This is a genomic window from Candidatus Parakkermansia intestinigallinarum, assembly GCF_944389695.1.
GTDB lineage: Bacteria > Verrucomicrobiota > Verrucomicrobiia > Verrucomicrobiales > Akkermansiaceae > Akkermansia > Akkermansia intestinigallinarum.
The window spans coordinates 22,478-37,733 of the sequence record NZ_CALXNG010000005.1 but is presented as its reverse complement, the minus strand read 5'-3'; the positions used below and the strand labels follow the sequence as shown (position 1 = coordinate 37,733).

The 15,256-nt window shown below is 63.5% G+C and carries 10 protein-coding genes; 6 read left to right on the top strand and 4 right to left on the bottom strand.

What is annotated here, in order from left to right; genetic code table 11:
- The first annotated feature begins 73 nt into the window (after positions 1 to 73).
- Positions 74 to 5,116 carry a type VI secretion protein IcmF/TssM N-terminal domain-containing protein gene (locus tag AC6UAL_RS02340; protein ID WP_500681747.1) on the top strand — a complete coding sequence of 1,681 codons (5,043 nt, stop codon included), beginning with the start codon at positions 74 to 76 and terminating at the stop codon, positions 5,114 to 5,116.
- Between the two features lie 7 nt (positions 5,117 to 5,123).
- Positions 5,124 to 6,368, top strand: a complete 1,245-nt coding sequence (gene tssA, locus AC6UAL_RS02335; protein ID WP_500681746.1) for a type VI secretion system protein TssA — start codon at positions 5,124 to 5,126, stop codon at positions 6,366 to 6,368.
- 338 nt (positions 6,369 to 6,706) lie between these two features.
- Here tssA and AC6UAL_RS02330 read toward each other — a convergent pair whose 3' ends face one another.
- The 4 genes from AC6UAL_RS02330 to AC6UAL_RS02315 are packed head-to-tail and all read right to left on the bottom strand — an operon-like array spanning position 6,707 to position 10,110.
- A complete protein-coding gene (locus AC6UAL_RS02330) occupies positions 6,707 to 7,519 on the bottom strand; it encodes a hypothetical protein (RefSeq protein WP_500681745.1) in 813 nt (270 codons plus the stop codon).
- A 9-nt stretch (positions 7,520 to 7,528) separates the two neighbouring features.
- A complete protein-coding gene (locus AC6UAL_RS02325) occupies positions 7,529 to 8,422 on the bottom strand; it encodes a tetratricopeptide repeat protein (RefSeq protein WP_500681744.1) in 894 nt (297 codons plus the stop codon).
- A 3-nt stretch (positions 8,423 to 8,425) separates the two neighbouring features.
- On the bottom strand, positions 8,426 to 9,364 hold the full coding sequence (gene metF / locus AC6UAL_RS02320) for a methylenetetrahydrofolate reductase [NAD(P)H] (protein ID WP_500681743.1): 939 nt from the start codon (positions 9,362 to 9,364) through the stop codon (positions 8,426 to 8,428).
- Positions 9,364 to 10,110 (bottom strand): hypothetical protein, encoded by a 747-nt coding sequence (locus tag AC6UAL_RS02315; protein ID WP_500681742.1) that lies wholly within the window; start codon positions 10,108 to 10,110, stop codon positions 9,364 to 9,366. Before AC6UAL_RS02315 ends, metF begins: the two co-directional genes overlap by 1 nt.
- A 379-nt stretch (positions 10,111 to 10,489) precedes the next feature.
- On the opposite strand from AC6UAL_RS02315, the gene AC6UAL_RS02310 reads away from it, so the two are divergent.
- The 4 genes from AC6UAL_RS02310 to AC6UAL_RS02295 all read left to right on the top strand — a co-directional run bounded on the left by AC6UAL_RS02310 (position 10,490) and on the right by AC6UAL_RS02295 (position 15,014).
- Complete coding sequence (locus AC6UAL_RS02310; RefSeq protein WP_500681741.1) at positions 10,490 to 12,325, top strand: ankyrin repeat domain-containing protein; 1,836 nt, start codon at positions 10,490 to 10,492, stop codon at positions 12,323 to 12,325.
- A 372-nt stretch (positions 12,326 to 12,697) separates the two neighbouring features.
- Positions 12,698 to 13,612, top strand: coding sequence for an ornithine carbamoyltransferase (argF, locus tag AC6UAL_RS02305; protein WP_500681740.1), 915 nt, complete (start codon positions 12,698 to 12,700; stop codon positions 13,610 to 13,612).
- Positions 13,613 to 13,653: 41 nt separating this feature from the next.
- The gene (locus tag AC6UAL_RS02300; RefSeq protein ID WP_500681739.1) at positions 13,654 to 14,076 is read left to right on the top strand and encodes a SufE family protein; all 423 of its coding nucleotides are present in this window, start codon (positions 13,654 to 13,656) and stop codon (positions 14,074 to 14,076) included.
- A gap of 56 nt (positions 14,077 to 14,132) precedes the next feature.
- Entirely contained in the window at positions 14,133 to 15,014 is an 882-nt protein-coding gene (locus tag AC6UAL_RS02295) for a class I SAM-dependent rRNA methyltransferase (protein ID WP_500681738.1), read from the top strand.
- Positions 15,015 to 15,256: the final 242 nt, after the last annotated feature.

The following is a 15,256-nucleotide window of genomic DNA, read 5'->3' as shown; positions in this document are numbered from 1 at the left end:
CTTTTCCGAAACCTCACCCCTCACCTCTCACTCACCCGAAGCGTTTGCGCCCGGACCTCTCTGACGCCCAGCCATGAGTTTGACCGATTCCCCCTCTGACGCCGCGACCTCCGCCCTTGCCCGCACCCAAGATTGGGGCTGGACGGAGTGGACGCTCTGCATCATCGCAGTGCTTCTGATCGCCTTTGTGCTCTACATCGCCGCGCGCATGATCATCCACCGTCGGCGCCTGCACCGCATGGTGGGCACCATGCGAGAAGATTTACTGCTGCGGCGCGAGCTCGCCGCCATGGCTGCGGGCAAAGATCTCAAATCGCAGCAGCGCGAGCAGTTCATGCGCGTCGAGAGCATCCGCATGGATTTGGACGCCGCACGCAAGGCCATGGCCGCGCAAGGCATCAACCCGCAGCGAACGGCCTCTTGGCTTCTGCTCGGCGAACCGGGCTCGGGCAAAAGCCGACTCATGGAGCAAGGCGGCATCGCCTACCCGGCCGGCATCAATGACTTCTCGCGCGCGGCCGAGGCCACGTCGACCTTCAACCTCTGGCTCGCCGAAAAGGGTGTCATCTGGGATATCGGCGGACGTCTTTTCCTGAGCCGCTGGGGCGGTCGGCAAGATCAGGAGTGGCAATTCTTTCTCGAGCAGCTGCACGGCATCTACCGCAACAACCTGCCCAGCGGTGTCATCCTGACCATCCCGGCGGACGCCCTGCTGCTGGACTCCGCCGAGTTGCGCGACCGCAAAATCACCCTCATTGCCGAAGAAATGCGGGCGCTGAGCCGCATCACCGGCGTATATTGCCCGGTTTGGGTCCTCGTCACCAAATGCGATCAAATCGAGGGATTCTCCGAATTTTTCTCCCTGCTGTCAGACGAAGATTGCGAGCAGCCCTTGGGCTGGAGCAATCCGCGACCGGATGAGCCCTACGACACGGCATCGACGGATCTCGCCTTCGACCGCCTCGTTGAACACCTCAAGACCCTGCGCGGCTCACTGGCCCTGCACCCCGGCGTCTGGGAGCAGGCCGCCACCGGCGAAAATCGAGGAGACCTCATGGCTCCCATCTGGCTCTTGCCCGACAAAGTGGAGGAACTGCGGGAAAACCTCAAGCGCTACCTCGCCGGCATCTTCACCCACGTCCGCCACAAGAAGCGCCATCGCGGGCTCTTCCCCTTCTGCGGCTTCTGGCTCACGGCCACGCTCGACAAGCCCGTCACCACCACGGAGCGCGTCGTCTTTGAGAAGAAGGACGGCAAACTCCACCCCGTTCTCCTGCCGCCCCGCGCCGAGAACAGCGCTGCGGCGGGCATCAGCGCCCGCGCATCCGAACTCGGCAGTGACAGTTTAGTGGCCGAGTGTGAGAAAATCCTCTCGCTGGCCTCACCGCGCCACTACTTTACCCGCCAACTGCTGCAAAAACATATTCTGGGCACGACGGAGCAGAGCGACTACACGGACGAGGCTCTCCGGCGCATCCGGCGCCCCTACGGCGCGAGCGGCATCGCGCTCGCCTCTGCGGCAGCGGCGTTGACGTGCTGGTCCGCGCTCCAGAGAAGCAGCCTCGAGCAACTCGCGAAGCGCGACCTCTCCTTCTGGGCCAACACCCACCAACTCTTCCGCAGCAACAGCATCGACAACGCGCCCCTGCTGGGTATCCGGCAGGGAGAACAGATTCCGCTGACAACACAGACCGTCCCCGGCACGACCGTATCGCGCCGCGAGTACCTCTACATCATGACCAACATGTCCAGCGTCCCGGCGCCTCTCCCGCTCTTCTGGAGGCCGGCCTGTTGGATTGTCGATCACGAAGCATCGCCGCAGCTGCTCAAGAGCTACAAAGATTTCATCGACAAAGCCACCGTCGTCACCATGCTGATGCAGCCGGCCGTCAGCACCGCCCGCGGCACCTTCATCCACCGCGCCGACCAAGGCGGCGAGCAGCTTCCCGACTGGCAGCCCGACGACACGGCTTGCTTCTCCACCCTGCTGCAAATCACTCGCTACGGCATTCTGCTGCTGAACGGAGAAAGCGTGCAGGATGACGTCAACTACTCGCTGCTCATCCGCCCGGAGAGTCAATCGGGTCGCGATGCCGCCGTCCGTGCCCTCTGGCTCAACAGCTATGAGCACAACAAAACCCTCGGCACCATGACCATCCTCAACGGATACCTCCGCCCGGTCTCCATTGAGGCAGCCCAAGCCATCACCAAAGCAGCCTCCCTATACTGCGCCGAGGTCGACGACCTGAGCATCTACCCCTCTCTCAACTACGGGCAAATGCTCAGCCTCATTGCACAGGCCAAACAGCTCCACCAAACCCACGGCGAGATGCTCGAGCTGGAAAGAGCCTTTGCCGAAGCTGTCCGACGTGAAGACTCTGCCACGGCCGAGGACTGCATCCGCCAATGGCAGCAGCGCTACCAATCGGCCCGTCAACAGGCCGCCGAACTCTCCGAAATGGAAGAGCGCCTGCAAATTCGAGACGGAAGCTCGCTGCGCCGCGCGCTCGAAAAGGTGCGCCGCGCGCTCAGCGATGCCTTGGCGCGCGACCTGCAAAACTTCCAAGACCTCGACCAAGCGCTGGGCAGCTCTCACAACGCGGACTTCCTGCACAGTCAACTCTCCGCTCTCACAAGCTCCGTCACGCAGGCTCTCACCAAGCTCTCCGCAAGCGACGAGGAACTGCTGAGCGATGACATCTGCCGCTTCTGGGATCGCGATGAAAGCCGAGAGCCCGCCACACGGCCTTGGAAGGTCGCGATGGAGCGCGCCGACCGCCTCAACGCTCTTTTCTCCTTCCCCATCCCCGTCGGTCTGCCGGAGGAAACCTTCCAGCACCGCATCGGCCGCGTTCAGGAGGCTCGCAAGCAATATGACGCAGCCGTCCGCGAGCTCGGCTCGCCCGAAGGCAGCGCTCTGAATGCCACCTGCTGGGAGCAAAATTGGAACAGGCTGGAACGCAGCGTGCTCATCACCTGGCTCGCGGAAGCCCCGCACAGCAACGTCGAAGTCCTCGTGCCTGAGCCGGGAGCAAAAGTTGCACGCAAACTCCCCTCCATGCCCTACACCGCCGCGAGCCGCACCTCCATCAACCCCGTCTACGAACCCGGGAGTGCCAATCGCCGCATGACCGACCTGCTCGCGCTCTCGGACTACGTCCGCAGCAAGACCGACACGGGAGCAGCGGACGGGGAACTGAAGCGAGCCCTTTCCCGCGTGGATGACGCCTGCCAGCATTACCTGACCGACTACGTCATGTACTGGGTTGAGACCATCCCCTCCTACTACCGCATCAGCGGCATCCGCAACTGGGCCGAGTACGTGCAAAGCGGCGAAGTCCTCTACTCGGCCGACGTCGGCTCCATCCTCTACGAGCTCGACGACCTCATCTACGATGCCCTCGATCTGCCCTGCCTCATGGATGAGGAACGCTTCCCCCAACTCACCTCCATCCGCGAGCTCATCCTGCGGGCCAAGAAGGCTCTCGACATCGAGACGCGTCGCAACTTCCAAATATCCGCCGACTACATCAGCAAACTCAGTCTCAAGCCCGACCGTGCCTGGAAGTTCCTCATCTCTCAGCCTGTCGACAAACTCATGAGCAACTACTGGGGCTCGTGGTATCCCGCGCAGGGCAACTCCTCCTTCCTCTGGTGGAACAGCTACCTGCTCCACGGCATGCTTCTGCTCAAGCAAGAGGCTGCGGCGGCCATGCAGGATGACATCTCGGCCTGCCTCGCCGATGCGCGGCGCTTCCCGCTTTGCAACACTTCCCAAAGAGGCAGTGAAGATATTTTGACGCCCTTTGACATCAACGACCTCTACGACAGGCTGGGCGCCGTGGCTCACCTGACGGACCCGCAGCGCGAGGCGGAAATCGCCAAGCAGGCGGCGGCCCGCAGCATCCCCGAGAAGTCTGCCTCGCTCGATCTGAGCATCGCGAGCAGCCACGATGCAGGACTGCGCAAGCTCACGGACGTGCTCATTCTGCTGGCAGATCCTTCGTCCGAGCTTCGCTGCATTCCCGTGCTGCCTTCATCAGACCTGCGCGCCTCGGCCATCACGAGCGGGGACGACCTCAAGCGAATCATCCCCGTCGGGCGGCGCTTCCCCTACTGCCGCATTCTCTGCAACGGCACGCCGCTCACAGGCAGATTCAACCTCAATCGCCAAAACGATGAAGACCTCCCTCTGCTCTCCGAAAGCATCGCCGCCTCCAGCGGCAGTCTGCAGTTTGAGTTTTACCGGCACTCCGACTCAAGCACGCCGGACAGCACCCTGAAGCTGAGCCGCAGCTGGAGTGCGCTGGATCTCTGCCTGCGCCCCGGGGCCCGGCTCTCCGATGACAAAAAGACGATCTACGCGCCGCTGGTCTTCAAAGACCGCGAAGGCTACAGTTGCCTGTTCTGGTTCGCCATGACCTTCAATCGCGACATGATTGCTCCGGCCGATTGGCCGGGCAGCCTCAGCCTCAACACCGGAGAAAGCCCGCTTAGCAGCCGAAGCGAGCACGAGAGGCAGCTGCGCCAACTCATCCGCGAGGCCTACCTCACCCAGCGCAACACCCCCCGCAAACCCGGCGCAGAAGAGCTGGAGAACCTCCGCCGCAGCATCGACAAGCTCCGCGGCCAAGGCTACAGCCTCAGCTTCCGCCTGATCATCCCCGGCGCTGATGAATGCGGCGACGACGCCCGCATCAGGCAAGCCGCCGCCTGCCCCTACTTCTCGCTCGACAGCGCCGGCACCGGCACCGGCAAACTCAGGACGTTGCCCGACGTCACGCAAGAAACGGAGCACCTCTTGTCTGCGGGAGAAAACCTCCTGCTGCGCCTCTACAAGCACGCGGACGACGAATACTCGGCGCATTACCTCGATCGCCGCCAAGCGCTGCTCGATCTGGTGCTCGAGAACGCCGCGGAGTACGACGCGTCGCGCAACTATTTCATTGTACCGCTCCAGACCGACGACAATCAAAGCGGCGGCGTCTTTACCCTCTACCTGAGGCCCTGCCTCACGCCCTCCGTCGACGACGGGCTGTTGCCGCCGTCCGCCGCGGACCACCTCCTTGAGTACCCGGAAACCGAGCTCCCCGACGGCGAACTGCCCCTGAACTAAACGCTATATGAACAACGACCTCATATCCTCATTCACCGCGCCGCTCAGCGGCGACTCCCCCTGCGGAGAGAACCTCGAGTACGATCCCCGCATGATCGAGCTTGACGAGCAATACGCCGGCGAGCCCGAACACATGATGGGCGACGCCGTCATCCCCGCCACCCCGCCGGACTGGCGCAAGCTCGAAAAAGCCGCCGCCGGGCTCATGAAGGAGACCCGCGACCTGCGCCTTGCCGTCATCTGGACCATCGCCCGCTTGGCCAACCGCGGGCTGAGCGGCCTGCATGAAGGGCTCGAACTCATCCGCGAGCTCAGCGAGAACCTGTGGGAGACGCTCTGGCCCGTGCCGGACGACGGCGACGTTCAGGAGCGGCTCAGCACCCTGATGCGCCTCTCGCCCACGCCGGGCAGCTTCGATGCAGACACCACCGTGCTGCGCCTTCTGCTGGCGACGGCGCTGACCGCCTCGCCTGCGCTGGGTTCGTACAGCCTCGATGATATCCGGCAAGCTCCCGAAGGCAGTGATGCCGAGCGCACCATCCGTGCCGCCCTGCAAAACACCCCCGGCGACCGCACCGAAGACCAAAAGCAGGATCTGAGCGCCAGCATCGACCTTCTGCGCAGCATTCGCGACATTTATGCCGGCCACGGGATGGGAACTCCGGACTTCACTCTTATCGGCGATCTGCTCAAAGAGATGCTGCTCTTCCTGAACTCCGTCGCCCCCGCTGCCGCAGCAGCCGGAGCAGCGGCAGCAGAGCCGTCGGCCTCTGCCCCTCGGACGGAGCAGAGCGCCGCCTCGCCGCAGGGCAGCCCGCAGCCTCCGAGCGGCGGAGAAATCGGCGCTCCGCCCGCGGCGGCTCCGGCGCCCGCAGCAGCGCTCGCCCCGCTGAGCGCCTTCCCCGCTGCCATCCCGCCGACAGGCCAGGCACGCGCAGGGCGGCAAGAAGCCATCCGCCTCATGGAGCAACTCTGCCTCTGGTTTGAAGACAACGAGCCCTCCAGCCCGGTTCCCTACCTGCTGCGCCGCGCCATCCGCTTAGTGGGAGCCAACATCGTCGACATCTTGGCCGAAATCGCCCCGGCCGCCCAAGACCAGCTCTACAACGTCCTCAAACCGACGCGCACACCCGCTGCGGCAGCCCCGGCCGAGGTCGCCGTCGGCAGTCCTGTCAGGATGCCCGAGCCGCAACAAGCGGCAACGCCGCCGAGCAGTCCGGAAGCGGATGAATACTTCTCCCCCTTCGGTTGAGACCCGCGCCGCCGCACGACGGGAGCCGTGCGGAATCAAAGCGGCGACAAGACGGACAAGACGGACGCGAGAGCCGAGAGCCCGGCGGAGGGTGTCAGACACGCCCGAGCATGCGCGGCCGCGGCAGCTCTTCTAGCGGCCGCAGCTCACCGCTCACCCGTGCGGAAAGGCAAGCCGCCAACCGACTCGCGTCGCTCCGCCGTCGCTGCGCCTCTCGGATCAGCCGCCGGGCGCGTCGAGTGTCGCTGTGCCGCGGCCGCCCGTTTTCTGCCCCCTGCTCCACGCCTTTCGAGCTCTCGGGCGGAGCTGCCCGAAAAAATCCCGGCGCAGGGGAGTCCTCAGGCTCCCCACGCGTCGCGCACGCGGCGAAGGGCGTCTTCGCTCAGGCGTCCCTGCAAACTCGGGAGCATGCGGGCGTAATACTCGGCGGAAGTCCAGCCGTGGAGGGGCTGGCATTTGGGCGACTCGAAGGCCCATGTCGGTATGGGCATGGCGAGGTCGAGCACCTGAGGCGTTTGCCCCATGGCGCAAAGGCTGTCGGCGACGAGCTCGGCGAGTTCCGGGCGGTGCTCGAGCAGCTTGAGCATCCAGTTGCAGCTCAGTCTGTTGGCCTGTGATGCCGGCAGAAGCCCCTCCAGCTGCGCCGCAGGCAGATCCAGCAGAGGCTCCAGCAAGGGCTCGACGCGAAGATCCGCCAGCTCAAAGGCGGCACAAAGCAGCGTCTTGGGCGCATCCTCGCGCTGCTGCAACAGGCGCACCAGCTCGCGCACGCCGGTAAAGCGCTCGCCCTCCTCCGGCTTGGCCATGAGGGTGGTGAGCTTGGCGGCGCGCAGAGAGATGAGCTCTTCGTCGCCCAGAGCGTAGGGCAAAAACGACCGCCAGCCCTCCCCCTTGCGCGAGCGAGTGAAGTTCTCCAGCAGGCTGAGGCTCTTGAGGCGCTCCTTGAGCGGGGTCTTCTCGCGGAAGAAGGGGTAAACCTCCAGCGCTTCGTCGAGGCGATCCGGATCGTTGCTGATGAGCAGGCTGAAAGCCATCATGGCCGTGGGCCACTGCTCCGCGCCAAGCTCGCGGCGCCGGACGGGGTCCTGCACCATGGCGGCGAGACGCTCGAGCTCGGAGAGCATCGAGAAGTGATCCTGAAAGATGCTCATGGCCTTGCGTCAGAGGGTTGTGTCCAGCGTGGTATCGGAGCCCCCGCCGAGAGTCGTGTCGAGCACACCGCCGCCCGCAGGCTGCACGGATTCACTCGGGGAACTCGGAGCCGGAGCACTCGGGGACGGGGCGCTCGGAGCAGGCTCAGCCGGCGGCGAGACAAGCATGGGCATCGTGGTGCCGAGGATGAGCTTGCGGAAAGCGACGGATATATCCAAGGAAGGCGCCTGCACGAGTCCGCTGCTGACATAGTCATTGACGGCGCGGTTGTAATATGCGTCCGCCGCATCGGGGTTGCCGGCGGCTCGCTCAATGTCACCGAGCGACATGCAGGCGAGAGCCGAGTAGGGCGAGGGAGCCAAGTCGAGAACGCGCTTCCAGTATTCCGCCGCCTTGGCGTCATCTTTGCGGAGCATGTAGCGCGAGGCGAGCTCGGCTGCGGCACGCGCGGCAAGCACCGGGTTCGAGCTGTCGGCGGCCATGCCCTCAAGCACGGCGAAACCGGCGGACTCCTGCCCGGCGGCAACGAGGCGCAGAGCCTCCAGCAGGCGAGCCGTAGCCGCCGAAGGCGTGCTGCCGTAGCGGGAGTTCTCCGCGATGCTGCGCAGCTCTTCGCCCTTGAACTGCAAGGCGCTGATGTCATCAGAGAGCACCTGTTCCGCATTCATGGCGTCGATGAGCTCTGCGGCGGCAGCCTCGCGCACGGAATTGCGATACGAGAACCATGCGATGAGGGATGCACCGGCAACCGCAAGACCGATGGTGCCCCAGATGAGCTTCTTGTAATGCTTGTTGAGGAAGATTTCGTGTTTGGCGGGGCCGATGGAGATTTCACCGATGGCCTTCATCTCTGCCTCGGAGAGCATCGGCATCTCCTCGGGTTTCTTGTTCGTGCTGTCCATGACTTATGAGTTGTAAAGTTCGTTGAGCATGTGGATGCGATCCACATCGTAGCAGTTGTTGATACCGAGATTGCGGTAGATCTGCAGCGTGGCCTTCGAGCGGTTGAGCGTGTAGAAGTGAATGCCGTCGACGTCCTCGTCAAGCAACTCACTGCATTGGTTGCTCGCGTAGTTGATGCCGATGCGCTCGATGGATTCGCGATCGCCGCCCGCTCGCAGCATGGCTTTGAGCAAGCGCGCCGGGAAGTTCGTTCCGGGCGAGAGGTCGGCCATGCGGTTCATGCTCGAAATGGAGGTGACGGGCATGATGCCGGCGATGATGGGAACGTCGATGCCGAGGATGCGGCAGCGGTCGCGGAAATCAAAGAAGGCGTGGTTGTCGAAGAAGAGTTGCGTGCAGATGTAATCGGCGCCCTCGTCGATTTTGGCCTTGAGGAAGTCCATCTCGCGAATGCGGTTGCGCGCATCGGGATGCCCCTCGGCAAAGCCCGCCACGCCGATGGTCAGGCGGTAAGGCAGGCGGCGACGCTCCTCCCAATGACGGATGAAGCGCACGAGATCCGCAGCGTGGCGAAAGGCGTCGAGGCTCGGATCGTAGGGGCGGTTGCGCGGGGGATCACCGCGCAGCGCCATGACGGCTCGCGCCCCGGCCTGCGTATAGGCCTCGAGCACCTGTTCGATCTCCGCCTCGGTGTGAGAAACGCAGGTGAGATGCGGAACGGTCGGGATGTTGCGGCTCTGCATGTCGTGCACCACGGCACGCGTCAGCTCGCGCGAGCCGCCGCCCGCGCCGTAGGTCACGCTCACGAAGCTCGGGTGAAACTCCTGAAGCTTCAGTACCGTATCGAGAAGGGAACGCGCACCTTCTTCCGTCTTGGGGGGGAAGAACTCGAAGGAGAAACTCGGCGTGCGGTCGAACAGAATGGAAGGAGCTTTTCGCATCAGGGAGCTACGGGGATCAGGACACCCTCAATCTCCTCCGGAGCCGAACTGCCGGTGGTCGGCGGAAGGGGTGCCGCATTCGAATTGAAGAAGGGATCGACGGACGTGTCGCCGATATCAATCAGGTCAGAGGGGATGACGCCGTCGCCAGCGCGGGGCTTGAGGGATGCGGGGTCGATGTTGACATCGCCCTGCGCCGGTTGCAAAATTTTCGGGTCGGCAATCACAAAGCCCGGCGTCTCGTCAGCGCCGGTGATGACGGCCTCGCACACGGGTCTTCCGTCGCGCACAATCAGCACCTTGGCGTCTTTGTCAGGCAGCTGATCGCCATTGACTTGGATGCGCAGGAAGTTCCACTCCTCATCGAAGGAGGCGACGGCGCCGATCAGCTTCGATTGGGCCGTCTCGGCGGCTTCGGCTCTCTTGCGGGCGGCTTCCTCCTTGCGACGGCCGGCCTCCAGAGCGCTGCGCTCATCCGCCTCAAGGCGCTGGCGTTCGAGAGCGGCGGCGCTCTGCTCGACTTCGCGCCGGGCGGACTCCTCCTCGGGGCTCTCGCTCACGGGCGAGTTGTTGGCGAGGTTGCGTCGATCGGCTGCGGCGCGCGCATCACTCTCGCTCTGGCTGCGCATGGCCTCGTAGACGCTGTACTCCTTCCGCTGTTCGGGGATGTACACGGTCAGCACGTAGAACATCAGCCCCACGATGGCGACGAGCAAGATGAGAATGGTGACACGAAAGGCGTTCATGGGCGCTATTGTAGCAAAAAATCCCTCTGTTTCAAGCCCCGATTTCGGCTTTGCGGGCATCAGTTCTGTCATGCGGAGCAAGGGGGGTGCGCCGACAAGCCCGGCGCCTCACGGTCTCCGCCGGGGTGCGCGGCAAGGGCGGCCGGCACGCTCTACCTTAGGAGTGATAGCGCTGCCGCTGCGCGGGAAGCGAAGTTGAGGCGGCGATGTCGAGGCGGCCATGATGAGGCTGAGAACTCGGGGCCGACCGCCTTCGCGCTGCGGGTTATCGTGCGCACACTGCGGGTTATCGTGCGCCGGCTTTACTCTTGACAGCTTGCCCGCGAAAGCTTAGTCTGGAAACGCAGCTCACGGTATTGATCTTCAAACACGCAGTCCCATGAAAAGCCACCATCTACTCGCCCTTGCCCTCTCCTTATCATGCTGGTCGCCGAACGTCGGCGCGGCGACGGACGTACCGACTCCGGCGCCGACAAGCGAAGAGCCGTGTGCATTCTCCGCGGACGACGAATCAGACCTCTCGGACGAGGAAGCGCAAGCGCAGTACCGAGCCGAGATACGGCAAAAGGTCGAAGAAATGCTCGGCTCGCTTCTCTACTCGCTCGGCGCCTCTCCCCTGCACCATGCCGCTCTGCACAATGATACGGAGGCGATCCGACGACTCGTGGCCGAAGGCGCCGACATCAACGCTCAGACCGGTTCGATCAGAGGCACGCTGCCTACCGGCAAACTGACGCCGCTGCTCGTAGCGGCCTCGGTGCCGCACGAAGACGCAGCCTTGCTGCTGCTTGAACTCGGGGCGGATCCGAATCTCGTCAACGAAAACCTCGATACGGCCCTGCATATGGCCGCGTCAAATGGCCTGTTACGGCTCACCGAAGCCCTCATCCGCACCCCGGGGGTCGACGTTAACGCGCCGCAGAAACAAGGTTTGACGCCTCTTGCTCTGGCCTTGATATCAGGCGAGGACACCAAGCTCGCGCGCCTGTTGCTGGAAGCCGGCGCCGATCCCAATCCCCCAACCGGCGAGATGTCACCTCTTCGGATAGCGGCGTATTTCGACAAGGCCGATGCCGTCGAGTTGCTGCTGGAGGCCGGCGCGAAGCCCGGCCTCAGCCCGAACTTCGAGCTCTCGCCGTCCATGTCGCCCGAGACGCTGCGGCTCTTGATCGGAGCAGGAGCTAATCCCAAGGTTCGGGATGACGAAGGCAACACCTTGCTGCACGGCGCCGAAGATGCCGAGACCGCCCGCCTGCTGCTCGAAGCGGGGCTCGATCCCATGACCCGCAACAACGACGGCAGCACGCCTCTCCACCACGTTGTCAATGCCGAGGTCTGCCGCCTGCTGCTGGAGGCCGGAGCCGCTCCGAACGCCCGCGACAATGAGGGAAACACGCCGCTGCACGGCATTGCCGATGCCGAGGTCTGCCGCCTGCTGCTGGAGGCCGGTGCTAACCCGAACGCCGCAAACAAAGGCGGCAACACACCGCTGCACTTCGTTGACGACGCCGAGTCCTACCGCCTGCTGCTGGAGGCCGGAGCCAACCCGAAAGCAGCAAACGAGAACGGCGGCACACCGCTGCACTTCGTTGCCGGCGCCGAGGCCTGCCGCCTGCTGCTGGAAGCCGGAGCCGATCCGAGGGTGCGCGATTCCTTCGGCCGCAGCACGCTGTACCGCATTAACGACGTCGAGGTCTGTCGCCTGCTCATCAAAGCAGGAGTGAATCCGAAGCTTTGCGATCACGACGGCAACAGCCTGCTGCATGCTGTGACCGATGCCGAGGTGATGTCCTTTCTGATTCACGAGGTCGGGCTTGATCCCAACGCCGTCAATGACATGGGGGCCACCCCTCTGCACAGCGTCAGCTCTGCCGAGAGCTGCCGCGTGTTGCTGGAGGCCGGCGCCGATCCGAACGCCCGCGACAATGAGGGGCGCACGCCGCTGCACGAAGCGTACGATCCGGAGGTCTGCCGCCTGCTGCTGAAGGCCGGAGCCGATCCCAACGCGCGGGACAGGGACGGAATCCGGCCGCTTCAACTGAAGAGTGGCGACAGGCTGCGCCGGGTGCTGCTTGAGGCCGGGGCCGAGCCGCTGAATTTCCTGAACGATGAGGACGCTGAGGACGCTGAGGAAGATGCGGACGAGACGGATGCCGATATCGACGATGATGCCGATATCGAGGAGGGCGGGACGGACGGCGAAGCCAACGGCTGATTGTCACCGCGACAAGGACGCGCGGAACGCTTCGGCGCAAGAGGCTCGCCCCCGCCGCGAGGCGCACGGAAGACCTCGCCCCGGCGGCCGACTCGCCTTTCAGGTTGTGCCGGGCGCGGCGTAGGCACCGCGTGGTCACGCGTGGGCGTCGCATAGTCACGCGTTGGTGCCGCATGGTCGCCCGTTGGCGCGGCGTGGTCGCCCGTTGGTGCGGCGTGGTCGCCCGTTGGTGCGGCGTGGTCGCGCGTTGGCGCCGCGTGGTCACGCATTGGCGCGGCGCGAGCGATGCGGAATGACGCATTCGAAGCTTTACATGTCGTGATGATTGTGCTACCCTTTGGTCTTCCGCAAGAGAATTGTGTTCCCGAAATCATGAAGAATTTGCTTTCCATTGAAGAACTGACAGGTGATGAGATTCGTATGCTGCTTGCCCTCGGCCACCGCCTCAAGGCGGAGCGCGGCCACCATGAGGAGCAGCCGCTTGCCGGTCAGACGTGGGCGCTGATTTTCTCGAAGTCGTCGACGCGCACCCGCGTGTCGTTCGAGGTGGGTGTGAGTGAGTTGGGCGGCCGCCCGATGTTTCTCTCGACCCGCGACATTCAGCTGGGACGCGGTGAGCCGATCAAGGATACGGCCCGCGTGCTCGGCCGCATGATTCACGGCGCCATCATCCGCACCTACGGGCAGGATGAGGTGGTGGAGTTTGCCAAGTATTCCGACATCCCGACCATCAACGCGCTGACGGATCAGGAGCACCCCTGCCAGATTCTCGCCGATTTGATGACGCTTGAGGAGAAGTACGGCGTCGGGTCTTGGAAGGATATGAAGATCAGCTTCATCGGCGATGTGGACAACAACATGGGGCGCTCGTGGATGTGGGCGGCCAAACGCCTCGGCTTTACGCTCGCTCTGGCCGGGCCCGAGCAGGCTCTGCCGAAGGCGGAAACGCTCGCCGCTCTCGATTGCCCGAACGTCATTTGCACCACCGACGTCGCGGAGGCCGTGCGCGATTGCACCGTCATCAACACGGACACGTGGATTTCGATGGGTCAGGAGGCGGAGAAGGGAACGAAGGAGAAGGCTTTTTTCCCCTACCAAGTCAATGCCGAGCTGTTGAAGCTCGCCGCTCCCGGCCACAGTGTTTTCCACTGCCTGCCGGCGTACCGCGGCTATGAGATCACCGATGAGGTGATTGAGGCGCACGCGCCTGTCATCTTCACCGAGGCGGAGAACCGCCTGCACGCGCAGAAGGCGGTGCTCTACACGCTGGCTTCCGAGAACTGCTGAGGCGTGGCCTCTCGTGCCCTTATCTCCCCTTTTTTTACCGCATGCCCATGAGCTACGAGGATCGCATCGAGGAGCTGCTTGATGATATGTCCGTCTTCGAGGACTGGACGGAGAAGTACGAGTACATCATTGATTTGGGGCGCAAGCTGCCGCCCATGCCCGAGAAGTTCCGCAAGAATGCGAACCTGATTAAGGGCTGTCAGAGCCGCGTCTGGGTGGGCACGGAGCTGGTGGACGGCAAGCTGGTGGTGCATGCCGACAGCGATTCGCTCATCACCAAGGGACTCATTGCTCTCTTCATCCGCCTGCTCTCGGGGCTGACGCCGCAAGAGGTGACGGAGGCCGACCTGCAGAGGCTCAATTCCTGCGGGCTCAAGGAGCATCTCGCCTCCACCCGAGCCAATGCCCTCACCACGATGGGTGATACCATCCGCAAAGCCGCCGCGGCGCTTCAGGCCGGATGAAGCGCCGCCGGCAGCCGTCACTCATCCGTTACCCCTACCCAAACTCCCACCGCTCTATGAATCTCATTGAACAGATGATTGAGGACCGCAGGACTCGGCTGCCGGAGAGAACCAATGCCTACCGCATCAGCGACGGGCTCACTTGGCCGGGCATCACGATTGACGCCATGGCTGATCGCCTTCTGGTGTCGGTCCGCGATACGGAGGTGCCGCGCGAGCTGCGCAACCAGCTTGCCGAGCTGCGGCGTCCCGTCTACGTCAAGAGGCTTGAACGCGATGTGAAGCTGCCGCCGCAGCGCCTCAGCGGCCCCCTCGTCAAGCCGCGCTTTATCATTGAAGAGAATGGGGTGCGCTACCTCATCGACATGGAGGCCGGCTATTCGCAGGGCATCTTTCTGGACCAGCGCGACAACCGCGCGGAGGTGCGACGGCGCTGCCGCGAGGGCATGACGCTGCTCAATACCTTTGCCTATACGGGCGCCTTTTCCGTCTGCGCCGCGCTGGCAGGCGCTCAGACCACGACTCTCGATCTCGCCCAGCCCTGCCTCAACTGGTGCAAGGAGAACATGGTGCTCAATGAGCTCGATCCCGATGAGCATTACTTCTGCAAGGGCGATACCATGCACTGGCTCGATCGCTTCGCCCGCCAGGGGCGCTGCTTTGACGCCATCGTGCTCGACCCGCCCACCTTCTCCCGCGATGAGAAAGGACACGTCTGGCGCGTGGAAAAGGACTACGGACGCCTCGTCGAATCCGCGCTCAAGTGCCTCAACCCCGGCGGCTGGCTCCTCTGCACCACGAATTGTCGCAAACTCAGCCACCGGGCATTTTATGCTCAGGTCGCCGAGGCCGCTCGCGGATGCCGCCTGACAGAGGGCGTCATGCCCTTCGATTTCGACGGTGAGGACTACCTCAAGATTTTGTGGGTGGACCGTTGAGCCCGCTGTGAATAACATGCTCATTTAGCAACTTCGCTCGGCAGGCGAAGCCCGCCATTTCTCCGCATTTCCCGCCTCTCGCGCAGCCCATGCGCTTAGATGGATTCTAATTTTGTAAATAAGTCCATCATACAAGATATGGTGGTATATAACATTTTACTCCACTATATCTAGCATGATGGGCGGAATAAGTTTTCTGCTCTTTGAGCAAAAAAGGGCTTGCCAACGACAAGGGCGCATGC